The sequence below is a fragment of the Ruegeria sp. BB1 genome, assembly GCF_056539465.1.
On record NZ_JBQFVB010000007.1, the window covers coordinates 35594 to 60009 of the forward strand.

Genomic DNA, 24416 nt, shown 5'->3' on the forward strand with positions numbered 1-24416 from the left:
ACACCCTCAGAAACTCGGCGCGATCATGTTGGCATAGTTGTTGGCCAGCACCTCGGCATCAGCGCGGTTGAACTTGACCGAGGGCAGCGCCTGCATGTCGATCTGTGCCGCATTGTCGAATAGTTTCGCCAGATCGACGGTCAGATGAACCTCTTGCTTTCCGTCTGCCAAAACCTCCGCCGGAACTAAAAATTCGACCTCGCGCGCGTTCTCGGAAAACCCCACGTGATAGACCAGGGGGGACACGTCCCCACCCACTTGCAGCGCCCCTTCGAACACGACAAATTTGTACCCGACCTCCCAATTCCAGGCCATCTGACTGTTGGGGTCCAGATCCCCGCGCACCTCAATCGAACTGTTCGCAGCCGGGTCGACACCGATCAAAAACCGCACAGTTTCAATCGATGGCAATGGCACGGCAGGCAAGGTGATCGAATGCGCGCTGTCCGCATTGTCAAAGCGCAGCAAATGATAACTTTCGGGTTCGGCATAGGTCTCATCCCCGTGCCCGAAAGACAGGTTGCTGAGGTAGAACCTGAAGTCGCGAACCCTGAACTGACCCTGCCCGCCCGGATTTTCATAGATGAATTGATCATAGATCAGAGGCTCATCCCCCATCTGGGCGTGGAATGTCAGCGTGATCGGCGTGGCTTTGTTTTGCCCCGGGTTCAGCACGAACCACCCCGCGATCAGGACCACCAAGGCTGAAATTACAATGATCGGACGCATCACGACCCTCCCTCGAACGGGTTGGAAAACTGCGGGTTGGTCATAAACGCCTCATCCGTCAGAGTGTGCAGGAAGGCGATGATGGCCTGGATTTCATCGGGCGTCATGCGCAGGCCCACCGTTTCCTGCCCCGCCTCGGGCGCGTTGTCGGCCTCAAGGATCAACGGGCTGAGTGTATCGCTGACCACGATACCATCGTTGTAATGGTCCATTACATCCTCCAGCGTGTCGAACCGACCGTCATGCATGTAGGGAGCTGTGACGGCGATGTTGCGCAGGGTCGGAACCTTGAAAAACCCCTTATGCGCCGGGTTGCCCGTCACCGCCATCAGACCGTCGGGCAAGGTCTCATCCGGATCCAGCCCGTTGTTGGAAAACCCGTCCAGCGCATCGCGAAAGCCCGAGGTCAGGAACTGACTGTGGCAATCGATGCAATTGCCGCCCCTCAGGGACACCTTGGTATCGGGATGCGCCATGAACAGCTTGCGCCCATGTTCTTCCTGCGCGGTCAGCCGGACCTCACCCCGTAGGTATTGATCGTATTTCGAGTTTGACGAGATCAAAAGCCGCATGAAAGTCGCCAGCGCCTTGGCTGTATTTTCGGGCGTTACCGCACCATAGGCCTGACGAAACATCTTGCGATAAGACCCTGAGGCCTGAAGCTCCTCCATCAGCGCATCGATATCCTGCCCCATCTCATCCGGATGTTGGATCGGCATCAAAGCCTGCTCTTCCAACGAGGTCGCACGGCCGTTCCAGAAAAACCTCTCCTGCCCCCAAAGCAAATTGGCGAGGCTCATCGAACTAAAGTCCAGCTCACCCCCGGACAATGTCGGCGACTTTGCCAGCCCATCGGTAAACGCCAATTCCTGCACGTGACAGGTTGCGCAGGACACCTCATTGTTGCCCGACAGGATGGGGTCATAGAACAGGTGCCGGCCCAACGTGAACGCCTCTTGCGTCAGCGGGTTGTCGGGCGGAACGGCAAACCGCCCGAACACAAAAGGGGCTGAGAAATCGGCAATGGGCGTTACCGTCGGGCCGCGCATCCGATCCCAGACCATCCAACCAGCCACCGCAATCCCTGCGGCGGCCAGGATCAACACAACCCAACGCATTCCGCCCCCCCCAACGGCCGTTAGTGGTGGTGAACAAACCCCGAGCCGAACAGTCCTTCGAGGTTATCCACTCCCTTGTTGTAACGCTCTTTGAAATCAATCGTAGCCAGACGCTCTCCGGTCTCCAGATCATGAACCGAGATCGTATGGCTGGCCAGATCGGCGATGAAATCCACATCGGTCGGATCATCTTCAGCCCCGTTGCCCAGATTCAGCAGATTGTTCTGAACGGCAATCAAATCGCGCCCCGAAGCCGAGGTGAAAAAGATCATATGATGCGCCCCCGGATCGGCGACGATATCCGGCCCGCTGGGCACCAGCTCGGGCAACGCGGCCAATTCATAGCGTTTCACCACACCCGGCAGGGCATGCGAGATGAACAGCTCATCCTCGGTGCCGTAGAATTCCAGAGGTACAGCCGTTTCATTGGCAACACCGCTATAGATCACTTCGGCCTCACCAAAACTTTTGGAACTGGCGTCATAAGGTACTTTCCACGTCTCGAACCCGAACATTGTATTGGCCAGAATGGCCGGTTCGATATCTGGATGGATGCCCGGGCGGGCAAACAGCACCTCGACCGGAGAGGACGGAAAGTCCAGCGGCTTTTCTTTCTCAACCAAGATGTTTTCAATGGGCTCCAGCGCGTTCAGATCAATGATCGTCAGCATGTTGCCAACACCGGTGGCCAGATCCGGATGCACGGTCGACGTCACGACCATGCGGTCCTCAAAAGCCGAGATACCATGCGGATACATGATATAGGGCGCGCCTTCGCCCACCTGGCTTTTGCGGGCTTCGATCACTTTTACGACCTCATTCGTCTGTGGATCAAAAACGCCCACCGAACCGCCATCATCGCCGCCGGTTCCGCCCATGAAGGTCACGAACATGTATTCCTGACCGTTCGAATTGGCCCACATGATGTCTTCACCCACCATCTGTCCCTGCGTATCCAGACAGGTAAAGCCCGAAATCACCGGCGCACCGCCCGCATCGCGGGCCAACCCGACCTCGGCCAGGCTGCACGAGGGATCAAGCCCCGTGGCATAGAGCCTGCCATTCGGGCTGTAATACAGATGGTGCAAGGGATGCTCCATCTCAGGCTGTTCTACTTCGCTGAGGATTTCTCCGAACCGATCCGACTCCGGGTCCAGCTCAATGATTGCGATACTGTGACTCGTATCCAGCGTCGGCAGCCCGCGCAGCAGCACCATGCCCTGGCTTTCCTCGCGGTCCTGCGACAATGCGGGCGACAGACCTGCCAGTATCAGGCCCGCACCGATCAGAACACTACGTGTAGTATGGCTGAATTTCATAACTTCCCCCCCTGAGATGAAATTTAGGAATACTTGTGAATAAGATGCACCTTACCCGACGTCATATCACAATACTGGAATGGAACCAAATTCATGGGGGCCGAAAGATTTGTTGACGGATGGGGCATTCCTCACTCAATGTTCTAGGCATCAGAGGATAAGGAACCGAAGCTGTGACAGCCACCCTTCGACAACCGATGATGCGTCGCGACACCGGGTGCGATCTGGTCGTCTAACCTGCGGGGACAGACCGTTATCATCTGACCCGGCTTCGGGTTTGTTCCACCTTTTCAGGCTGATACCCAAATGATCCAACCAGATGGATTGCGCATGGCAATCGATATCGGCGGTACGTTTACTGATACCGTCCTGTTGAACAGCGCATCGCAGGTGGTGGCAACCACCAAAACTCCCACCACTCCACATCGCCCCGCCCTTGGTGCCGTTGCGGGTGCCACGCATGTGCTTGAAGCCGCTGGTGCCGATTGGCATCGGGTAACCGGTTTCATTCATGGCACCACGCTCGCCACCAATGCGTTGATCGAACGGCGCGGGGCCGCGACCGCCACCATAACCACGCGCGGGTTCCGGGATATCCTCGAAATCGCGTATGAGCGGCGCTACAGCCAATATGCGATTGATCTGGTCAAACCCGACCTGATCGTGCCGCGCACCCATTCGCTGACCATAGGTGGGCGCATGGACGTCAACGGGCAGGAACTGGAACCGTTGGACGCGGCGGCCATCGCGCCTTTGGTGGACGAACTGACGGCCCTTGAGGTCGAGGCCGTCGCCATTTGCCTGCTGCACGCCTATGCCAACCCTGCACATGAACTGGCCCTGCGCGATCTGCTGGCTCTGCATATGCCCAATTTGGTCATCTCACTCAGCCACGAGGTCAGCCCCGAAGCGCGCGAGTTCGACCGGCTGTGTACCACCATTGCCAATGCCTACGTGCAGCCGCTCATGGCCGGATATCTGCAGGATTTTGAGGCGCGCTTTCGGCAGATGGGAATAACCTGCCCGATCCTGATGATGACGGCAGGCGGCGGCATGACCACGCTCGACACCGCTGCCCGGCTACCGATCCGTCTGGTCGAATCCGGCCCCGCCGGTGGCGCCGTTCTCGCCGCCCGCATCGCCGAGGCCACTGGAGAGGCGGACGTGCTGTCCTTTGACATGGGCGGCACCACGGCCAAGCTGTGCCTGATCGACGAATATCGCCCCCAGACCGCACGTAAATTCGAAATCTCGCGGGCTGAACGCTTTATCAAGGGGTCGGGTATGCCGGTCCGGATACCGGTGATCGAGATGATCGAGATCGGTGCCGGGGGCGGTTCCATCGCCAGTGTAGACCGCCTGGGCCGCATTCAGGTTGGCCCCCACAGTGCCGGATCAGATCCCGGGCCGGCAGCCTTTGGAAAGGGCGGGGAAAACCCGACGGTCACCGATTCCGATCTGACGCTGGGCTTGATCGAGCCTGGGCATTTTGCCGAAGGACGTCTGCAGATCGATCAGAGCGCAGCACAACAGGCGATGGCGAAGGATGTCGGCGAGCCGTTGGGTTTGAGCCCCGATCAGGCCGCCTTTGCCGTTAGTGAGATTGTCGACGAAAGCATGGCCAGCGCCGGTCGTATGCACGCAGTCGAATCCGGCAAGGACCTTGGCAATCGGCTTATGATCGCGTTTGGCGGCAACGGTCCACTGCACGCCACCCGTGTGGCCCGTCGCGCCCAGATGCGGCGCGTACTGATCCCGCGTGATCCGGGCGTCGGGTCGGCCGTCGGGTTCCTGTTTGCACCGGTCTCTTATGAGGTCATCCGGTCACGCTATGCCCGATTGGACAGTCTGGATATCGACGGGTTGAACCAGTTCTTCGACAGTATGCAGGCCGAAGCGGAACAGGTTGTCCGCGCCGGTGCGCCCGACGGCAAATTGCTGCAACGCCGGATCGCCTATATGCGATATCACGGGCAAGGGCATGAAATCGAAATCAGCCTGCCGGATCGGGCTATGGCCGCCTCGGACCTCGACGCGCTAAGGCAAGCTTTTGAGACGGAATACAGCCGACAATTCAGCCGTATCGTGCCCGGCATGACCATCGAGATTCTGAACTGGGGACTGTCCGTTTCATCGCCAACACCTACACATGAGCCGTATCCTGGAAACCCGGGTCATCGGCAGGCGGAAACGACCGAACAGCGCCAGATCCTGTGCGACATTACCGGGGAATGGCGCTCTGCAGGCGTCTACAGCCGCACCGACCTGACGCCGGGATCAACGCTCAGCGGTCCGGCGCTGATTGTCGAGGCACAAACGACCACATTTGTTAGCGCAGATTTCGGCGCAACCGTGGATGGCCAGGGCAATATCTGGCTGACGCGGCAAGAGGAGGCACAGGGATGATCCAATCAGATACACGCCTGCAAGTGATGTGGAACCGACTTCTGGCCGTGGTCGAGGAACAGGGGCAGGCGCTGATCCGCGCCGCCTTCAGTCCGATCGTGCGCGAATGCGGCGATATCTCGGCCGGGATATTCGACATGCAGGGCCGGATGCTGGCACAAGCTGTCACCGGCACGCCCGGACATATCAACACCATGGCCGAGGCGGTCAAAACCCTGCGCGCCAGATTTGCCCAGACCGATATGAAACCCGGCGACATCTATATGACCAACGATCCGTGGATCGCCTCGGGTCACCTGAACGACTTTTTGCTGATGATGCCCGTGTTCCACGGCGATACCTTCATCGGCTATACGGCCTGTACCTCGCATCTGGTCGACCTCGGCGGGTTGGGCATGGGGCCGGAAGGGTCGGATATCTATGACGAAGGGCTGCTGATCCCCCCCTGCAAACTGGTCAGCCAAGGCGAGGTCAACGCGCTGGTGCTTGAGATCGTCAAAGCCAACTCTCGCGAGCCCATCGCCAACGAGGGCGACATTTATGCCCTGATCGCCTGTTGCGAGGCCGGGTCAACAAGGTTGGTTCAGATGATGCAGGAATTTGGCATCACCGACCTGAGCGCGCTGTCCGATTACATCATCGAAACGTCACGTCGCGGCACGCTAGATGCTATCGCCGGCCTGCCCAAGGGCACATGGCAACACGTGCTGAAAGTAGATGGTTACGACAAAGAGATCGAGCTGCACGCAGCGCTGACCATCGCCGATGATCACCTGTTGCTGGACTTCGACGGCACAGCGGCCTGTGTGGGTAAAGGGATCAACGTGCCACTGAACTATGCAACCGCCTATACCGTCTTTGCCCTGCGTTGCATCATCGGGGCGGATATCCCGAACAATGCGGGTTCGCTCGATCCGTTTCGGGTGACGGGCCCCGAGGGTTGTATCCTGAACGCGCAACCTCCGGCACCGGTGGCGATGCGGCATACGTTGGGGCAGATGACCCCCGACCTGGTCTATGGCTGCTTGTCGCAGGCCCTGCCTGAAAAGGTTCCGGCCGAGGGGGCATCATGCATGTACGATCTGCCCCTGCGCCACGCGCCTGAAGCGACCGATCGGGGCGATGACCAGTTTGCGTTGGAATTGGTGTTCAATGGCGGCACTGGCGCACGCCCCGGGCTGGACGGTCTGTCGGCCACGGCCTTTCCCAGCGGCGTTTGGGGCAGTCAGGTCGAAACCACCGAGGCGGTTGCCCCTGTGCTTTTTCACCGTCGTGAACTGCGGTCCGATTCCGGTGGCGCCGGGCGTCTGCGCGGCGGTCTGGGGCAGCATATCGAACTCAGCGCGTCCAAGGATCAGGATTTGATGCTGTTCCTGTCGGTCGAGCGGATCAAGAACCCAGCCAACGGCCGAGAAGGTGGGTTGGACGGCGCGTCCGGTCGCATCACCGTGATGCCGGAAAACCGCCAACTGCCGGGCAAAGGTGAGGTTCGGATCAAGGCCGGTGAAACGCTGATCTTTGAAACTCCGGGTGGGGGTGGCTTTGGCCTGCCCGAGGAACGCCCGGAGGAGGCGGTGCAAAGCGACGTCCGCGCGGGCCTTGTCAGCGAGGCGATGGCCCAAACCCAGTATCGGAGGCAAACATGACCCAACCGCACCCGCATATTGCGTGCATGTCCCCCTATGCGCTGGCCAACCTTGACGCGCCCGAGGGCAAAACCCTGATCTCGCTGTCGCAAAATGAAAGCCTGCGCCCGCCCAGCCCCAAGGCGACCGAGGCGGCGGCGCAGGCGTTGGGCAGCGCGATGCTCTATCCCGATCCGGACTGGACGGACCTGCGGCACGCACTGGCCGAACTGCACGGAATAGATCCCGATGGTATTTTGTGCGGCAACGGATCGCTCGACCTGATCGGATGCCTGGCGCGCGTGTTCGCAGGGCCAGACCGGGCGGTACTGGCGCCCGCCCATGCCTATCCGTTCTTTCAAACGGCGGCGCAGGTGACAAACGCGCGGTTCGACCCTGCCGCCGAAGTAGATGCCGTCGTCAGTGTCGACGCCATGCTTGCCGCGGTCCAACCGGATACCGGGATCGTCTTTGTCGCAAACCCCGGCAACCCGACCGGCACGCGCATTCCGAAAGCCGAACTTGTCCGCCTGCGTCAGGGCCTGCGGCCTGACATCCTGTTGGTGATCGATGAAGCGTATGGCGAATTTTCTGATCACCTGGGCGAGCGGTTTTTCGATCTGGTTCAGGGCGGCAATACGGTCGTTTTACGCACGTTTTCAAAAGCATACGGCATGGCGGGGTTTCGCGTCGGGTGGGGTCTGTTTCCATCTGCCATCGCCAGAGAGTTGCGTAAAGTGATGAACCCGAACAACGTCCCGGCCAGCGCCCAAATCGCTGCAGCGGCAGCCGTGCGGGACGATGCCTATATGCGCGAAACCTGCGCGATCACCGCAAGCTTGCGGGATCAGGCAACGGCCCAGTTGAAACAGGCCGGGTTCGCGCCTTATCCCAGTTTCACCAACTTTGTGCTGCTCAACATGGGCAGCACCGAAGCCGCAGCAAGCGCGGATCAAAGGTTGCGGTCCGAGGGCGTGTTCCTGCGCCCGCAAGGCGGCGCGGGCCTGCCTCATACCCTGCGCATGACCGTCGGTCCGCAGGCGGCGCTGGTCAAAGCGATAGAAATCCTGACGCAATGGAAACAGGAGGGACAGATATGACAGCTTCCAGAGGGCGGGCCCGGTTCGGCCTGCTGGTGCCCTTCACCAACACCAATTTTGAGCCTGACCTGGCCCTGATGTCCCCGGCAGGCGTTTCACTGCACGTAGCCAGATTGGGTGGGTATGACGAGGACGAAATCCCCGACGAATCCCAGATGCACGATCTAGGGGCCGCCGACTTGGATGAGCCTTTGCGCCTGTTGATGGGAACCAAGCCGGACGTTGTCTTTTACGGATGCACCTCGGCCACGCTGACTCATGGCCCCGAGTTCGACCGAGATCTGGCCAACCGCATCAGCGCCGATAGCGGGGCCAAGACGGTGACCGCAGCGGGGGCGTTGGTGCATGCGTTGTCCACCTTGGGGGCCAAGCGTATCGGTTTCGCCTCGCCCTATGTTCCGGCGATCAACGACATGGCGATTGCTTTTCTGGGCAAGCTGGGGGTGGACTCGATCCAACGCTCGGAAGTGTCTGAACCGCTTGGCAATGAAGGCCAGGGGGCGTTAGAGCCGGATGCCGTATTCGAACTGGGCCGCGGGGCTGATCACCCCGAGGCCGACGCGCTGGTTCTGTCCTGCACCGACATGCGCAGCGTCGAGGTCATAGCCCGGCTGGAAGATGTGGTTGGGAAACCGGTGATCAGCTCGAACCAGGCGATGCTGTTTCAGGCGTTGCAACTGTTGAATATCGATGAACCCATCCCCGGGTACGGACAGCTATTGGAACGCGAAAGGTGATCCGAGCGGTCAATCCTTCAGTTCACCAACGGATGTCACTCCGATTTGGGCCATGGTAATGCTGAATTCTTCGCTCAACACATCCCAAAGCTGCTGCAGGCCCGCCTCGCCTGCGGCGGCCATTGCAAATTGCAGGATGCGGCCAAAGAACACATAATTCGCACCCGCGGATATGGCCTTTATGGCGTCCTCACCGGACTGCAACCCGCTGTCATAGAACAACGGGTATTCGTCGCCCACGGTGGTGCGTATCTGTCGCAGCGCTTCAATCGCCGCCGGGGCGCTGTCCAGCTGCCGCGCGCCATGGCTTGAGACCTGAAGGGCATCAGCGCCCGCTGCTTTCACGGCCAGCGCATCCTCGGGGTCTAGCACACCTTTGACGACCAGCTTGCCCTCCCATTGATCGCGCAGACGGGCCAGCGTCTCCCATGTTGCCTTTGCGCGGCTTTCGGTGCGGTCAAACTCGTAACCCTCAGTCAGAAAGTTCGCCATCTGAGGTTTACCTGCCATCAGGGTTGAAAGGGACCACTTCGGATGCAGGGCAAAGTCGACGAATTGGCGTGGGCCGATCCGAAAGGGCATCTTGAACCCATGGCGCAGCTCGCGCGGGCGCCGCCCGACCTCGGGAACATCCACGGTCAGCACCAGCGTCTCGTAACCTGCAGCGCGGGCGCGATCGACCAGCTTGAACGTGCCCGAGCCGTCGCCGCTGAAATAAAGCTGGAACCAGGCGTTGCCTTCGGCTTCGACTATGATCTCCTCCATCGACGTCGACGCCACGGTAGACACGCCCAACGGCACCGAATACTGCGCAGCCAAACGGGCCAGCATCAGATCAGCCCCGGGTGCGGACAGGTTACACATGCCCATTGGCGCGATGCCGAAGGGGCGTTGTGTGGGCTGGCCGAAGACTTCGGTCGCCAGAGACCGTTCGCTGACGTCCCGCAACACCCGCGGGCGTATTGTCATAGCGTCCAGGGCGGCACGGTTGCGAGCAGCGCCGGTTCCAAGCCCCGCCGCGCCGTCAATGTAGTCGAATACCATCCACGGCAGACGCCGCCGCGAAATGCGGCGAGCGTCTTCTGCGCTGTGGATCGCGTTGCTTGGGATCAAGCCTGAACGGCCTTCATAAAGCGGTCACGGATGACTACCGGATCCATTGTGATGACAGGCATCTTGGCATTCCCGCTTTCGCATTTGCTTACAATGATGGTCATCTGTTTGGCATCCAGCGCCTCTTGCAGCACACGGCCTGTCTCTTCGGCCTGGCATTCGATCACACGTTCGCACCCGGCAGCCTCGGCCATTTTCGCCAGCGAGGTTTTCTGCCCCGCATAGGTCGGTTGATCCCCGGTCGAGCCATAAGAGCCATTATCGACGATCAGCAGGATATAGTTATCGGCCATGTTGTTGGCGATGGTCGGCAGCGTGCCGAGATTGGTCAGGATCGAACCATCCCCGTCAATCACGATCACCGGCTTCGGCTGCGACAGCGACAGCCCAAGACCGATGGATGAGGCCAGCCCCATCGTGCCCAGCATATAAAAATTGGTCGGCTGATCATCGATTGCGTGCAGTTCCTGGCTGGGGATACCGATGTTGCAGACAACCAGTTGATCACGCAGGATCGGGGCGATTTCTTTCAGAATCTCAGAACGGATCATTGGTCGCCGTAGCCTCCCCAGAAATTGGCATCGGTCAGGATTGCGACCGGCTTGTTGCACACGAAGGTGTATTTCAGGATCGCATCCAATTCCTCGACATCCGCCTGATGGTGAAAGTGGTAGGTCGGGATGTTCATCTGCGCCAACAGGGCCTTGGTATGCACCGCCATTTCCACCTGACAGGCAACGGGTTCGCGCAATTCTCCACGGTATGAGATCAGCATAGGCAGCGGCATGCGATAATACTGGATCAGCGTTGCCAGCGTGTTGATGGTCACTCCAATCGCGGTGTTCTGCATGATGATGGCCGGGCGCTTACCGCCCATCCACGCGCCTGCGCACAGGCCCATCCCTTCGTCTTCCTTGTTTGACGGGATGTGGAAAATCTCGTCCCGCGCGTCGATCTCCTCGATCACGCCAGCAAGCTGCTTACACGGGACGGTGGTTACAAACGAAATATCGTTCGCCACCAGATCGTCAGTGATCTTCTTGTCTATGTTCATTTCCGGTCTGTCAGTCCTGTTTGGGGCGCCCGGGGCGCGATTGATGGTTCAGATGCCACGATGCACATGCACCGCACATCCGGCATGACGGACGACGCGCGACGCGGTCGATCCCAGAAAATAGTCGCTGAGGCCCGGCTTGTGCGAACCGATGACGATGCAGTCAAAATTATTGCTGTTGGCGTAGTCAATGATGCTCCGGGCGGTGTGGCCCTTGACGATCTCGGGCTGGATGCCCTCAAGATCCTCAGTCTTTTCTTTCAATACTCTGGCAGCGGCCCGAAAGCCTTCCGCGACCATCTCTTTGTCCAGATAGGCACTGACCGAACCCTGTGGCATCTCATAGACGTGCAGCGCGACGATCTCGCCACCCTCGGCGGTCAGCGCGCGGGCGACCTCTAGCGTGTGTTGCGAAATATCGTGATCCAACGCCATTGGAACCAGAATTTTCTTATACATGAATCCCTCCGTTTCTTCCGGACCTATGCCCACGGCATGAGGATGATTTTCGGTGCCGCAACGACCCCATTGCGCAAGTCACGAAACGCCTCGGCGCCTTCAGACAGGGCCCGTTCTTCAACCCAATCCAAACCACCCAATCGGCCATCAAAAATGGCCTGCGCGGTTTGCCGGAAATCCTCGGCCGTATATGTATAGGTGCCGATAAAAGTGATTTCCTGCAAGGTCATGCGGCGTATATCCAGCCCTCCGGCGTCTTCGCCCAACCCGACATGGGCAATTACCCCGCCCGGCTGAACCATCGTTGAGGCCATGGACCTAGTGGCAGCAAAACCGACCGCGTCGATCACAAGGGGGAAGTCTTGCATCGTCTCTTTGACCACGTTGAACGCACCAGTGCTCTGCAAATATGCGCGCCGTCCGTCGCTGGGTTCGACGATAACCACATCATCAACATCCATCGCAGACAATGCCAGCGCTGCGGCCACACCGATGGCGCCGCCGCCAATCACCAACGCTTTGCGATCCATCGTGGGATGCAGCGCCTCAAGGCCCAGCCGGACCGCGTGCCAACTGACCGCCAGAGGCTCGGCCAGCGCAGCCATTGCAAAGCTCACATGTGCCGGTACTTCGACCAGATTGCTGGCGGGCATGGCGACATATTGGGCAAAGGCCCCTTCACGCGGTGGCATTGAAATGATCTGACGGTCGGCGCACAGGTTCTCGCGCCCCGACTTGCACGCGCTGCACTTGCTACAACTCACCAGCGGGTTGATGGTGACGCGCGCGCCATCGCGTGGGCCGCCTACAATCGTGCCTGCGGCCTCGTGCCCAAGGATCAAGGGTGCCGGGCGGCGTGCATCGTGGCCCAGATAGGCGTGCATGTCCGATCCGCAGATGCCAGCGGCCTCGATCCGGATAAGATGTTCGGCTTCCCGCGGCGCAGCATCCGGGACATCCCGAAAGGCCACTTGTTCTACACCTTCATAGACCAGAGCTTTCATTTCGCCGTAAACCCTCCGTCAACCATCAGCACCTGCCCGGTGACGTAATCCGAGGCTTTCGAGCACAAAAACAGGATCGGCCCGTCGATATCCTCAACCCGCCCGTTGCGCTGGGTACAAGTCTGAGCCGCGTTGCGAGCGGCACGTTCGGGATCATCGAACACGGCTTGGGTCAGTTCGGTCGGGAAGAACCCCGGCCCGATGGCGTTGGCGGTGATCCCGTGCGGCGACCAAGCCTCGGCCATGGCGCGGGTTAGTTGCCCGATCCCGGCCTTGGTTGCACCATAAGCAATGCCCCCCGGAAAAGCCCGTGTGGTTTGCAGCGAGGCGAAATTCACAATCCGTCCCCAACCGCGTTTCTTCATGGCAGGCACCATCGCCTGGCTCAGGAAAAACGGCGCGCTGAGGTTCAGCGCGAGCGTGGCATCCCAACCTTCGGCGGTGACATCATCCGCTGCTTCACGCGTGTTTACCCCGGCCGCGTGAATAACAATGTCCGGCGATCCGAATTTCGAGCCTATCTGTTCCACCAACGCCCCTGTCACCGGCCGATCGGCCACATCGGCAACCACGGTTTCGGCACGCTCACCGATTTCGCGTTTCAAATCTGACAGTGCCTCGGCCCGGCGGGCCACGCCAACCACCTGAGCACCGGCAGCAGCCAGAACAACCGCCACCCGGCGACCAAGCCCCGAACTGGCCCCGGTCACGCAGGCCACCTGCCCCGTCAGATCAAATAGAGATCGGGGGTCATCCATCTGAGGTCAGGTCAAACTGTTCATCAGGAAAATACTTGGCCAGACGAACATCTGCCGCCCGGGCGTGCCCCTCCATCCCTTCCAGGCGGGAAATCCGGGCAGTTGCCACAGCAATAGGCTTTGAACCTTCGCGCGTGGCCCTCTGCCAGGTGACGATTTTCATGTACTTGTGAACACTCAGACCGCCGGTATAGCTGGCGGCACCTGATGTCGGCAGCACATGGTTGGTTCCGGTCGCCTTATCGCCGTAAGAAACCGTCGTTTCCTCACCCAGAAACAAAGAGCCATAGCAGGTCAGCCGGTTCAGCCACCAATCCAGATCTTCGGCCTGAACGGTCAAATGCTCGGGCGCGTATTCGTCAGAACAGGCCGCCATTTCTTCACGATCCGAACAAACGATCACCTCGGCATAATCACGCCACGCGGCCGAGGCGTTTTCGCGGTTCAGTTCCGGCAAGTCTTCAATAAGCGTTGGCACCAACTCCATCACTTTTTCGGCCAGGGCACGATCATCAGTGACCAGCCAAACCGGCGAGTTGTAGCCGTGTTCAGCCTGAGAGACCAAATCGGTCGCAACCACATGCGCATCGGATGAACTGTCGGCAAGGATCAGGCTGTCAGTAGGCCCTGCGATCATGTCGATGCCGACCTTGCCGTAAAGGATACGTTTCGCTTCGGCGACAAACTGATTGCCAGGACCAACCAGGATATTGGCGCGCGGCAATCCGAACAGGCCATAGGTCATCGCGGCCACACCCTGCACGCCGCCCATGGCCAGAATGCTATCGGCCCCGCAGATATGCGCCGCATAAACAATCGCCGGGGCAACCCCTGCGCCGGGACGCGGAGGGGAACAGGCCGTGATATGGCGGCACCCGGCAACCTTGGCCGTCGTGACCGTCATGATCGCGCTGGCGATATGGCTGTACCGGCCACCAGGCACATAGCATCCCGCCGCATCCACCGGGATCGCCTTTTGGCCAGCGACGAAACCCGGCACGATCTCCATCTGAACATCGGACACGGTTGCCTTTTGCGTTTCCGCAAAGCGGCGCACGTTATCATGGGCAAATCGGATGTCAGCCTTCAGTTTTTCCGGCACCAGCGCTATGGCGGCGTCAATCTCGTCCTGAGTCATTAGGACATTGCCGTCGAATTTGTCGAACTTGGCGGCATATTCCATGGCCTTGGCGTCGCCACCAGCCTCGATATCGGCAAGGATGGTCTTGACCGTTTCATGCACTTCGGACGCATGAGATTCAGGGGTCAGCGTCGCCTTTTTCAGATAGTCACGAGGCATAGTCAGCAAGTCCTATTGGTAGATTTCAGGTAGCAAAGTGGTCGACACCGCCGGGACATACGCGATCAGCAAAACCACGATCAGCATCGTTAATACGAAAGGCACAGCACGTGCGGCAATCTTCAGAATGGACTCGCCTGTAATGCCAGATACGACAAACAGGTTCAGGCCCAGAGGCGGGGTAATGAAACCCACACCCAACGCGGTGATCATCATGATACAGAATTGAATTTCGTTCATGCCGATATTGTCCGCCAACGGCTTGAGGATGGGGGCAAGGATGACGATATTCGGTGTCGTTTCCATGACGCAGCCAGCGGCGATCAGTATGCCGATCATCAGCAGGATCAACAGATAGGGGTCATCGGTCAACGATGTAATCGAGGCCACGAACCCCTGCGGCACACCCATGATCGCCAGCGCCTCGGCTAAGGGGGCAGAGAAAGCGATGATGGGCAGGATAACGCCATTCACCTTGGCGGAACTGACCAGCATTGAGGGGAAATCGGCCAGCGTCAGCGTACGCAGGATAAAGCCCATGATGATAGTGACAACAACGGCGGTGGCGCCGGCCTCGGTCGGGGTCAGACGCCCCGAGAAGATACCGTAAAAGATAATGCCTGGCACGATAAAGGCGTACCAGCCGGATTTCAGCGCTTTGCCTAGATTGGCCAGCCATTCGCCCATGGTCATCATGCCGCCGCCCTCATAGGCATAGAGGCGATTCATGATGATGTTGGTGACCAGAATCGACACCAGAATGGCCAGACCGGGGATCAACGCCGCCAAGAACAGGGTCGAGGCGGAAATTCCCAACACAAGACCGATGATGATGTAAGCAATGGAGGGCGGGATCAGGATACCGGTACAGGCACCGGCGGCCACCAGCGCGCAGGCATAGGGGCGCGGATAACCACTTTCGACCAGCCGGTTGATGGTCATGCGGCCCACTGCGGCAGCCCCCGCCGCGTCCGAGCCGGAAATGGCCGCGAACATGCCGCAGACCAAAACGGTGGCGGATCCGAAACCGCCCTTGGCGAAACAGGTCAGCGCCTCGGCTACATCCAGAAACTTGCGCGATAGCCCGGTGCGCACCAGCACGTCGCCGGTCAGGATAAACAGCGGCACGGCGGTCAGCGCAAAAGCGTCGATGCCGGTGAACAGGCTTTCGCCAACAAGGCTGAGCGGCAGGTCGCCCGACATAATCAGCATGACAATCGCAGCCGTACCAATCGCGGCCCATACCGGAACCGCAAGCGCGATCAGGCCCACGAACATGATTACAGGCAGATAAAAATCCCAGCCCAGCTCAACGGTTTGATTGAGGGAATTCCAGAGCATCCTGTTTCTCCTCAGTCAAACAGCTTGTCGCCTTCGAAAACGGGCGTGCCGTCACGAAGCGATTTCAAATCACGCAGGAAGGATTGGATCAGACGCCAGATCATCAGCGCGAATCCGGTGGGCACCGCCATCAGGAACCACACCTTGGACACTCGCAGCCCGTCCGTCACCGAGCCGAACTTGGCCGAAACGTGGACCGCCTCGAACGACCAGTAAAGTGCAATGATCGCCACGACGAACATCACAAGGTCACCGAAGATATACAACAGCGCTTTGGGTCGTTGCGGCAGGTAATGCATGATTACGTCAATGCGGATATGGGCGCGTTCCCGGACCGCAGCCGCAGCCCCGATCCATGCAAGATAAATGAAGGAATAGCGAACGATTTCCTCACCCCAGATCGAGGAAAACGCGAAAATCTCTCGCCGCAGAACCTCGATGGCCATTGTAATCACCAGCATCACGTAGAACACCAGCAGCAGCCAGCGTTCGGCGTTGCGGTCTATGTTTTGAAGAACGGTCATCGTATCCCTCGACAAAAGAGCAGTCAGGCGTTGGCCTTCTGTTACGGGCCGGTTTCGGCCTGACTGCTAAGGATGATAGCGGGCACGTTGGCTGCGCCCGTCGGCTTGGTATTACGCGTCGTGGACGTAGTATTTGCCCTGCGTTCCGGCCGCTTCGACCAGCTTTTCAAAATTGTCCATTGATCCGGCCAACTCGGTCTTGAACGGATCCCATTCCGACCGCTGATAGCCACCGACATCTTTCCACTCGGCCAACTGATCGTCGGTCAGCGACTGGAATTGCACACCGGCCTTGTTCAGTTCAGCCATGGCAAAGGCGCGGGCCGAGGGTACTTTGGACAGGTTCTGGTGGCTGGTCATTTCCGCCCCCCACATGATACCTTCCTGCACATCCGCAGGCATCGAGTTGAACCATTCCAGGTTACAGGAATAAACCTGACTGTCCGGCACCGCCTGCGTGAAGGTCACGTTGCTGAGAATGTCTTTAAACCCAAAGACATAAAGCGCGCCGACCGACGGATCGAGCGCATCGGCCACGCCTTGTTTGATTGCCGAAGGTGTTTCACCCCAGGCCACCGGCGTCGGGTTCGCGCCAACCATCCGGTAGTATTGTTGCAGCATTTTTGAGCCCGGCACGCGGAACTTCACGCCGCTCATATCTGCTGGTGTGACAATGGGGTTCCCGCCCTGACGCACCGCAACGACACGCGGGTCGATCACCACATAGAACAGCGCCTTGAACCCGGCGGCCTCGACCTTGGGATGGACCTCATTCTTCCAAGTTTCGGAATGCACCAGGTTGGTGAAACGCTGGTTCGAGCCGCACAGATACGGCATGTTAATCAGGTCAACGGTGGACGCGAAAGGCGCAAAGTTCGACAGCGAATGTTGCGCGGCCTGAATGGTGCCACCTTGCACTTTCTGCACCAGCGAACCGCCTGCACCCAACTGACCACCCGGCGCCAGTTTCACATAAACTTTGCCGTTGGTGGCATTCTGGATGTTTTCCTTCAGATCCAGCTGCATGATCGGATAGCTGCGCGACGCGCCCAGCACATAGGCCGTGGCGATCGTCATCACATGATCCGCAGCGTTTTCACGCTCTTTTTCCTCTTTTGCGGTTTGCGCTGCCGCTTCGGATGACCACAACACGCCGCCTGCTCCGGCCACGAGTGCAGCAGTGAATGCACCGCTAGCGCTGAGCTTCAGGAAATTGCGGCGCTCTGCCGAGGCCAGTTCTTTTTTGTCGTTGTTCATTAATTGCCCTCCCAAGCAAAAAAGTCAGCCGTCGCTTTCTGCGTCGCGGTCAGCTTCCCTTTTCAGAATTGCGACAACGAACAGGATCGACGCCGCGAACAGGACCAACATCTCTCCTACGTCCCCAAGAAACGCGCTGCCCGCAAATGCCCCCATGGCAACGTTCGCAAAATAGATGACGAACACGATGATGGATGCGGTCAGAAACATTTCTCAGGACTCCCTTTGGAATCGGCCCGATCTCATTTGTAAGCGCTTACATAAAAAATGCAAGCGCTTACATAACGGCTTTCCTTGCGACCCGGTTAAGTTTAGACTTATTGGCAAAAGTGAATGGCGGATTTGAAAATGTCGAAACTTGGATCGGCGCCAACATTGGATGATGTGGCCAAACTGGCTGGCGTTTCGACCGCAACCGTATCACGTTGCCTCAACAACCCAGATCAGGTGGTCAAGGCGACGCGCCAGCGCGTTCAGTCAGCTGTAGACGCGCTGGGTTACGTGCCAAACTTTGCTGCGCGCGTGATGGCAGCCAAGCGATCCTCGACGATTGGTGCGATTATTCCGACGATGGAGAACGCCATCTTCGCCCGTGGCCTGCAGGCGTTTCAGGAAGAATTGCACCAGCACGGATATACGCTGCTGGTCTCAAGTTCGGCCTACAAACCGGAGATCGAGGAAGAGCAGATCCGAACGCTGGTCGCGCGTGGCGCGGACGGCTTGCTGTTGATCGGACATGACCGCAAACCGCAGATTTACGAAAACCTTGAGCGATGGAAAATTCCAACTTTGGTCGCTTGGTCATACCTGCCCGATGGGCAGCTTCCCTGTATCGGCTTTGACAACCGTGCGGCAATGGCCGAACTGGCAAACCGTGTGATCGGTTTGGGCCACAGAAGGATCGGCGTGATTTCAGGCATCAGCGCAGGCAATGATCGCGCCCGCCTGCGGATCGAAGGTGTACAGGATGCGGTCAGACAGAATGATCTGACATTGTCAGACCTGACTATCATCGAAACCCCTTATGAGATTGAAAACGGGGCCGCGGCTTTCTCGGGCTTGATGGCGCAGGATATGCCGCCCACCGCGATCCTGTGCGGCAACGATGTTTTGGCCGTGGGCGCCCTGCATCGGGCGCAGGAAATGGGATTGAGTGTGCCCGGGGATGTCTCCATCACCGGATTTGACGATATCGAGCTGGCCCGGATTGTCACGCCCCGCCTGACAACCGTACACGTCCCGCACCGGGAAATGGGTCGCAGGGCCGCATCAGAGCTGATCGGAATGCTTGAAAACCAGGCAGGTGGCAGCGGTAAGCGGCTAGACACACATATCGTAGAGGGCCAATCCCTCGGGCCGCCTGTTAACAGCTAGGCGGCTTCGGCCTCCATGGTGCGGAAATCATCTTTTAGCCAGGCATGACTCGCACTCATGGGGTCGGTGAAATGCTGCCGTATCAGCGTCGCCATTACCTTTTGGATCAGTTTCGAGGTTGTTTCGGGATACACCTCGGTTGTGAACAGCGACACGGTGCGCACAAAGTTCCGCCCCGGAAACGGGATCGCCCTAAGACTGTCGTGGAACCTCTGAGCGCGATGGAAACAGGCGGCGGTCGTAATTGCCCAGCCGCTACCCTCGGCAACCAGCCCGATGATCGAGTGATTGCATTCCAATTCGAACCGGTTGGGCAGGTTGTATTTGCTGCGGGTCAGCTGAATCTCAATCTGTTTGCCGATCATAAGGTCGCGTGAATAGCGCAGCAGAGGCAACTCTGCATCAGGCGTCAGCAGATCTTCGGGTGTACCCTGATATCCAATGGGCAGGATCACAATAAACGGATCGCGCATCAGCGGGTATTCGATCAGCCCTTCCGTCCGTTCCGAAGGCCGCGTGGCGACGCCAGCGTCCAGTTTATGCTCTTGCAGGTTGGCGATGATCTCGTGACTAGGGCGCGTATAATGGCGGAAACTGCATCGCGGCAGGGCCTGAGCCAGAAAGCGGAATAAATCCGGCGCGATCTGATTGTCGAAATCGTCGATCAGGGCCAGCCGCAGGTCTGTTGCATGCTGCCAGTTGCCGGACCGGATTTCAGCCTCTCCCCGTTTCAGCACGGTCAGCCCATCGCGTACATATCGCGCGAAAACCTCACCCGCAGGGGTCAGACCCATCGGGCGGCGCCCGTGATCGACCAGATCGACACCCAACGCGCCCTCAAGACTGCGCAGATGGTTCGAGACGGTGCTTATCGACAGCCCCGTCTCGGATGCGACCTGTTGGATCGACCCTGATTTGGCCACCAGCCGGAAGACTTCCAGCCAACGAAGGCTCAGAGATTTCGACACCGCAAACACCCAATGTTTCGATTTCTTCGAAACGAACCCAAGCAAAGTTTTGCGCTGGCGGCAATGGTGAAGTCGACTGACGGGCTGGAATTACTCTCGCATCCGCTCGAATCCCGGATCGTAGGGTGACGGCGGTATGACCGTAGCGCGCACGCGATGACCGCAGGAATCCAGCTCCATTTCAGCCCCGATATCGGCCAGTTCGGGATCGACAAACCCATGTGCCAGATTGAGCCCGGTGCGGTGCCCCCAATCGCCCGAGGTAATTGTGCCCACAACACGCTCACCTTGCATCAATGACGCGCCGGGATGCGCAGGCTGTTGTGTTGCGTGGACCTGCAGAGCAACCAGTTTTTTGCGCGCACCCTCTGCCTGCCGTTTCAGTAATGCGTCGCGCCCGATAAATTCACCCTTGTTCAGCTTCACAAAGCGATCCAGCCCCGTCTCAAACGGGTCAAATTCGGTGATCAGATCGGCCTTCCAATGTAGAAAGCTCTTCTCCATGCGCATGGATTCCACTGCCCGCGCGCCGAACAGTTTCAACCCGTACGCGCCCCCAGCCTGACGCAATGCCAGATAGGCTGCATAAAGCGAGGCGTTGGGCACGTGAATTTCATAAGCCAGCTCACCCGAGAAACTGATACCCATAACCATCGCCGGGGCGATCCCGACAAAACATTCCCGCACGCTGAGCCACGGAAACGCCGAAGCGGACCAATCGCCACGTGCGCAGGCAGACAGTACATCGCGGGCTTTCGGGCCAGCTAGCACCAGAATGGTCTGATCGCTGGTCAGGCTGCGCAGCTGAACGTCCTCGCTAGGCCGAACATGCTGGGCCAGCCAATCCATGTCGTGAAATTCACTGGCGGCGGCCGAGCCATACCACAGACGGGCGGCCCCCCGATCGCTGGCCGGCAGGTTGGCAACGGTCGCCTCGGCTTTGACCATGCCGTGATGGTTCAACAAATACCCCAGCCCCACCCGGCCCTCGCGCCGGGTTACGGTGCCGCAGAACATCCGGTCCAGAAAGGCGTGCCGATCCGCACCCGTGATTTCGATCCGGTTGAAACCATTCACCTCGGCCAGCCCGACGCCGGTTTGCACATTTGCCACCTCAGCCGCGACCAGATCAAAGGTTTCGTCAAAATCGAAACTAAGCGTCGGAGAAAAGCTGGGGGAAGGCCTGATGTACTCCACCCTTTCCCACCCGTTGACCACGGTGAATTCCGCCCCTTCTGCCGCCAACACCGGCGTTAACGGCGTCGTCTTGGCCGGTCGTCCGGCAGGGCGGTGTTCATGGGGGAAGTGAAACCGGAATTCGTTCTGATAGTCTTCAATTGCTTTCAGCGCCGTGAGTTCCACATTCGCATGACCCGTGAATCGGCGCGGGTCCAGACACCAAGTGTCATAACAGGCCTCTCCATGCACGATCTGCTGGGCCAGCAGCCAACCGTGGCCGCCCCCTTCACCCAACCCCGCACGCAACCCGATGATACAGAACGCATTGCGTTTGCCGGGGATCGGCCCAACTAAAGGCGCGCCGTCAATGGTATAAGTGATCGGCCCGTTGACAATCGTATGAACCCCGACCTCCATCAGTGCGGGCATTCGGGCAAACGCGCCTTCGAGCACGTCAGTCACCCGGTCCAGATCATCCGGGCACAAGGCGTTGACGAAGTTTGGGTCGATCCCGTCCATCCCCCAGGTCTTGCAATCCTGCTCATAAAACCCCAGCAGCAGCCCGTTTTTTTCCTGTCGGCAGTAATAGTCGCTGATCGGGCAGCGCAGCAGAGGCATCCGGTGCCCCGCATCTCGGATGGCCGGGATTTCTTCGGTCAGGAAATACTGATGCTCCATCGACGCGACCGGATGGTGAACCCCCATCATCGCGCCAACCTCGTTAACCCTGTAGCCGCAGGCATTCACCACAACATCGCAGTCGATGTCGCCATGTTCGGTATGCACGGTCCAAGTGTCGTCGCTGTGTTGTGTCAAGGCCGTAACGGGGGTGTTGCGATACACCTCGGCCCCGGCTTTGCGCGCCCTGCGCGCCAGCGCCTGACACAGCTGGGCCGGGTCGATGTCTCCATCCATGGGATCCCACAGCCCGCCAATCAGGTTCTCGGTCGAGATCAAAGGGTGGCGGCGGGCGCATTCCTCGGCGTCGATCACTTCGAATTCCACATCCATCCCGCGTGCCATCGATGCGAAATGGCGATAGCCTTGCATCTGGGCCTGCGTGTTGGCGAGACGGATACCACCATCGCCATGATGATAGTTGATCGGATAATCCGGGTCCTCGGCCAGTTCCTTATACAACCGGATCGAATGAGATTTCAGACCGACCATTGTCTGGTTCATGCCGAAATTCGTAACCTGTGCCGCCGAATGCCATGTCGTGCCCGAGGTCAGCTCGTTCCGCTCGACCAAAACCACATCCGTCCACCCTTCTTGCGTCAGGTGGTACAGCGTCGAACATCCGGCGATCCCGCCGCCGATGACAACGACCTTGGTGCGCGACTTCATGGCTCTGCTCCCTCTTGTCCCCGACAAGTCTTGCGGAAAAAAGGGCTGAGCCGACAACAGAGGCATCGACTGTATTGAAAAATCGAAACTGCGATTGAGGATTTTGAAATTCGCAAATCCCCTTTGCCGTAGACTGGATTTGCCGATTAGGGTTTCCGAAAGACGCGCGGGAAAGGAAAGGGATGTCCTCGGAAGGTGCTAAACGAAGCGGTCGGCGGGCCCGGCATGCGCAGCGCGCGGCCAAGCCTGTGATCGATCCCTGTCCGCCCGGTCAAAAGGGCGGCGCGTTCAAGCCATTGACGCAGCCCGAGATCACACAAATCTACGACACCGCCCTGCGCCTGCTGGAAACATTGGGCATGGGCGAGGTGCCGGATCGGCTGGCCACAGATCTGCGGGCGGCTGGTGCGCAGCCGGGTGAACAGGGTCGGTTGGTGTTTCCACGAGAAATGGTAGAGCGCGTAATCCAGGGCGCCGCCAAGACATTCACCCTCCACGGTCGGGACGAAACCCGATCCATTCAGGTTGGCGGCGACCGCGTGTTCTTTGGCACCGGAGGAGCCGCCGTACAGACCCTGGACATGGATACCGGTCTGTACCGGCCTTCGACATTGGCTGATCTGCATGATTTCGCGCGGTTGCAGGACACGTTGGCCAATGTCAGCTGGTTCACTCGCTGTTGTGTGGCAACCGACCTGCCGGATGTACGTGATCTGGACATCAACACAGTCTATGCACTGGTGCGCAACACGACCAAACCAGTGGCAACTTCATTCACGCTGGCCGAGAATGTCGCCCCGATTGTCGAGATGCTGGATATCGTGGCCGGCGGGCCGGGTGAGTTCGCAAAACGCCCCTTTCTGAAGGCCCATATCAGCCCGGTAATATCTCCGCTGCGTTTCGGCGAAGATGCTGTGGACGTGGTCTATGAATGTATCGCAAACAACATACCCATGTCCTGCATCACCGCAGCGCAAGCAGGTGCAACCGCCCCTGCAACACTCGCGGGGTTTCTGGCGCAATCGCTGGCCGAGACACTGGCCAGTTTGGTCATGGTCAACGCGATCCAGCCCGGCTTTCCGATGGTGTTTTCCAACTGGCCCTTCATCGTGGACCTGCGCACCGGCTCGTTTGCCGGGGGCAGCGGTGAAACCGCCATCCTGAACGCCGCCTCGGCGCAGATCACAAACTGGCTGGGTCTGCCCTCGGGTGTCGCGGCGTCGATGGCCGACGCAAAGGCCATCGACGCGCAATACGGCGCGGAAAAGGGGATGACATCGCTGGCTGCCGCACTGGCCGGGGGCAACCTGATCTATGAAAGCTCGGGCATGACTGCCTCGCTATTGGGTGTCAGTTTCGAGGCTTTTGTGTTGGATAACGAAATGCACTCGCACACCTACCGGGCGTTGCGTGGGATCGAAGTGACTGAGGAAAACCTGGGCTTCGACGCGATCTGCCATTCGGTTCTGGGAGACGGTCATTTTCTGGGCAGTTCGCATACGTACGCGGCGATGGAGCGGGATTACTTCTACCCGGATCTGGCCGATAGGAACGAGCCGCGCACGTGGCAGGAAGAAGGCGCACCAGACGCTTGGTCGGCGGCACGCGAAAAGGCCAAAGAGGTGTTGGCCAAGCATCATCCGAAGTATCTGACCGACGCTCAGGATGCCGAAATCCGCAAACGCTTTCGCATTCTGATCTGAT

At 59.0% G+C, this 24416-nt stretch carries 22 protein-coding genes; 6 read left to right on the forward strand and 16 right to left on the reverse strand.

Annotation, left to right across the window (positions count from 1 at the left end; all coding sequences use genetic code 11):
• Positions 1–6: 6 nt before the first annotated feature.
• From ACR0AL_RS15165 to ACR0AL_RS15175, 3 genes are read right to left on the reverse strand one after another with little or no spacing between them, the layout of a single operon-like run.
• The gene (locus ACR0AL_RS15165) at positions 7–729 is read right to left on the reverse strand and encodes an MbnP family protein (RefSeq protein ID WP_480648484.1); all 723 of its coding nucleotides are present in this window, start codon (positions 727–729) and stop codon (positions 7–9) included.
• Positions 729–1847 (reverse strand): cytochrome-c peroxidase, encoded by a 1119-nt coding sequence (locus tag ACR0AL_RS15170; RefSeq protein ID WP_480648486.1) that lies wholly within the window; start codon positions 1845–1847, stop codon positions 729–731. The genes ACR0AL_RS15165 and ACR0AL_RS15170 overlap by 1 nt, the downstream gene beginning before the upstream one ends.
• A 20-nt stretch (positions 1848–1867) precedes the next feature.
• Positions 1868–3166, reverse strand: a complete 1299-nt coding sequence (locus ACR0AL_RS15175; RefSeq protein WP_170377969.1) for a hypothetical protein — start codon at positions 3164–3166, stop codon at positions 1868–1870.
• Between the two features lie 306 nt (positions 3167–3472).
• Here ACR0AL_RS15175 and ACR0AL_RS15180 point away from each other — a divergent pair, with 306 nt between their 5' ends.
• Genes ACR0AL_RS15180 through ACR0AL_RS15195 form a run of 4 tightly spaced genes read left to right on the forward strand, consistent with a single transcriptional unit; the run spans position 3473 to position 9034 of the window.
• A complete protein-coding gene (locus ACR0AL_RS15180; protein WP_480663677.1) occupies positions 3473–5572 on the forward strand; it encodes a hydantoinase/oxoprolinase family protein in 2100 nt (699 codons plus the stop codon).
• Positions 5569–7218 carry a hydantoinase B/oxoprolinase family protein gene (locus tag ACR0AL_RS15185; protein ID WP_480663679.1) on the forward strand — a complete coding sequence of 550 codons (1650 nt, stop codon included), beginning with the start codon at positions 5569–5571 and terminating at the stop codon, positions 7216–7218. The genes ACR0AL_RS15180 and ACR0AL_RS15185 overlap by 4 nt, the downstream gene beginning before the upstream one ends.
• Complete coding sequence (locus ACR0AL_RS15190; RefSeq protein ID WP_480663681.1) at positions 7215–8297, forward strand: pyridoxal phosphate-dependent aminotransferase; 1083 nt, start codon at positions 7215–7217, stop codon at positions 8295–8297. The genes ACR0AL_RS15185 and ACR0AL_RS15190 overlap by 4 nt, the downstream gene beginning before the upstream one ends.
• Positions 8294–9034, forward strand: a complete 741-nt coding sequence (locus tag ACR0AL_RS15195) for a maleate cis-trans isomerase family protein (RefSeq protein ID WP_480663683.1) — start codon at positions 8294–8296, stop codon at positions 9032–9034. Before ACR0AL_RS15190 ends, ACR0AL_RS15195 begins: the two co-directional genes overlap by 4 nt.
• A 9-nt stretch (positions 9035–9043) precedes the next feature.
• Here the strand turns inward: ACR0AL_RS15195 and ACR0AL_RS15200 are convergent, their stop codons facing one another.
• The 11 genes from ACR0AL_RS15200 to ACR0AL_RS15250 all read right to left on the reverse strand — a co-directional run bounded on the left by ACR0AL_RS15200 (position 9044) and on the right by ACR0AL_RS15250 (position 18054).
• Positions 9044–10144 (reverse strand): alpha-hydroxy acid oxidase, encoded by a 1101-nt coding sequence (locus ACR0AL_RS15200; protein WP_480663808.1) that lies wholly within the window; start codon positions 10142–10144, stop codon positions 9044–9046.
• Positions 10144–10698: a sulfopyruvate decarboxylase subunit beta gene (gene comE, locus ACR0AL_RS15205; protein WP_480663685.1), complete on the reverse strand. Its 555-nt coding sequence runs from the start codon at positions 10696–10698 to the stop codon at positions 10144–10146. Before comE ends, ACR0AL_RS15200 begins: the two co-directional genes overlap by 1 nt.
• Positions 10695–11201 (reverse strand): sulfopyruvate decarboxylase subunit alpha, encoded by a 507-nt coding sequence (comD, locus tag ACR0AL_RS15210; RefSeq protein WP_480663687.1) that lies wholly within the window; start codon positions 11199–11201, stop codon positions 10695–10697. The genes comE and comD overlap by 4 nt, the downstream gene beginning before the upstream one ends.
• A 48-nt stretch (positions 11202–11249) precedes the next feature.
• Positions 11250–11660, reverse strand: a complete 411-nt coding sequence (locus ACR0AL_RS15215) for a universal stress protein (RefSeq protein WP_170350913.1) — start codon at positions 11658–11660, stop codon at positions 11250–11252.
• 23 nt (positions 11661–11683) lie between these two features.
• On the reverse strand, positions 11684–12664 hold the full coding sequence (locus ACR0AL_RS15220; protein WP_170350912.1) for an alcohol dehydrogenase catalytic domain-containing protein: 981 nt from the start codon (positions 12662–12664) through the stop codon (positions 11684–11686).
• Positions 12661–13422, reverse strand: a complete 762-nt coding sequence (locus ACR0AL_RS15225) for an SDR family NAD(P)-dependent oxidoreductase (protein ID WP_480663688.1) — start codon at positions 13420–13422, stop codon at positions 12661–12663. Before ACR0AL_RS15225 ends, ACR0AL_RS15220 begins: the two co-directional genes overlap by 4 nt.
• Positions 13415–14722 (reverse strand): histidinol dehydrogenase, encoded by a 1308-nt coding sequence (gene hisD / locus ACR0AL_RS15230; RefSeq protein WP_170350910.1) that lies wholly within the window; start codon positions 14720–14722, stop codon positions 13415–13417. The genes ACR0AL_RS15225 and hisD overlap by 8 nt, the downstream gene beginning before the upstream one ends.
• Before the next feature lie 12 nt (positions 14723–14734).
• The gene (locus ACR0AL_RS15235; RefSeq protein ID WP_058282850.1) at positions 14735–16063 is read right to left on the reverse strand and encodes a TRAP transporter large permease; all 1329 of its coding nucleotides are present in this window, start codon (positions 16061–16063) and stop codon (positions 14735–14737) included.
• Between the two features lie 11 nt (positions 16064–16074).
• Positions 16075–16587 carry a TRAP transporter small permease gene (locus tag ACR0AL_RS15240; RefSeq protein ID WP_170350908.1) on the reverse strand — a complete coding sequence of 171 codons (513 nt, stop codon included), beginning with the start codon at positions 16585–16587 and terminating at the stop codon, positions 16075–16077.
• 111 nt (positions 16588–16698) lie between these two features.
• The gene (locus ACR0AL_RS15245; protein WP_170350907.1) at positions 16699–17844 is read right to left on the reverse strand and encodes a TRAP transporter substrate-binding protein; all 1146 of its coding nucleotides are present in this window, start codon (positions 17842–17844) and stop codon (positions 16699–16701) included.
• A 24-nt stretch (positions 17845–17868) separates the two neighbouring features.
• Entirely contained in the window at positions 17869–18054 is a 186-nt protein-coding gene (locus tag ACR0AL_RS15250; RefSeq protein WP_170350906.1) for a hypothetical protein, read from the reverse strand.
• A gap of 138 nt (positions 18055–18192) precedes the next feature.
• Between ACR0AL_RS15250 and ACR0AL_RS15255 the strand changes: the two genes are divergently transcribed.
• Positions 18193–19218: a LacI family DNA-binding transcriptional regulator gene (locus ACR0AL_RS15255; protein WP_480663690.1), complete on the forward strand. Its 1026-nt coding sequence runs from the start codon at positions 18193–18195 to the stop codon at positions 19216–19218.
• Here the strand turns inward: ACR0AL_RS15255 and ACR0AL_RS15260 are convergent.
• Positions 19215–20186, reverse strand: a complete 972-nt coding sequence (locus ACR0AL_RS15260; protein ID WP_170350904.1) for a LysR family transcriptional regulator — start codon at positions 20184–20186, stop codon at positions 19215–19217. The genes ACR0AL_RS15255 and ACR0AL_RS15260 overlap by 4 nt on opposite strands.
• Before the next feature lie 90 nt (positions 20187–20276).
• On the reverse strand, positions 20277–22712 hold the full coding sequence (locus ACR0AL_RS15265) for a GcvT family protein (RefSeq protein WP_480663692.1): 2436 nt from the start codon (positions 22710–22712) through the stop codon (positions 20277–20279).
• A gap of 182 nt (positions 22713–22894) precedes the next feature.
• On the opposite strand from ACR0AL_RS15265, the gene ACR0AL_RS15270 reads away from it, so the two are divergent.
• Positions 22895–24415 (forward strand): trimethylamine methyltransferase family protein, encoded by a 1521-nt coding sequence (locus ACR0AL_RS15270; protein ID WP_170362103.1) that lies wholly within the window; start codon positions 22895–22897, stop codon positions 24413–24415.
• The last annotated feature ends 1 nt before the right edge of the window (position 24416 follow it).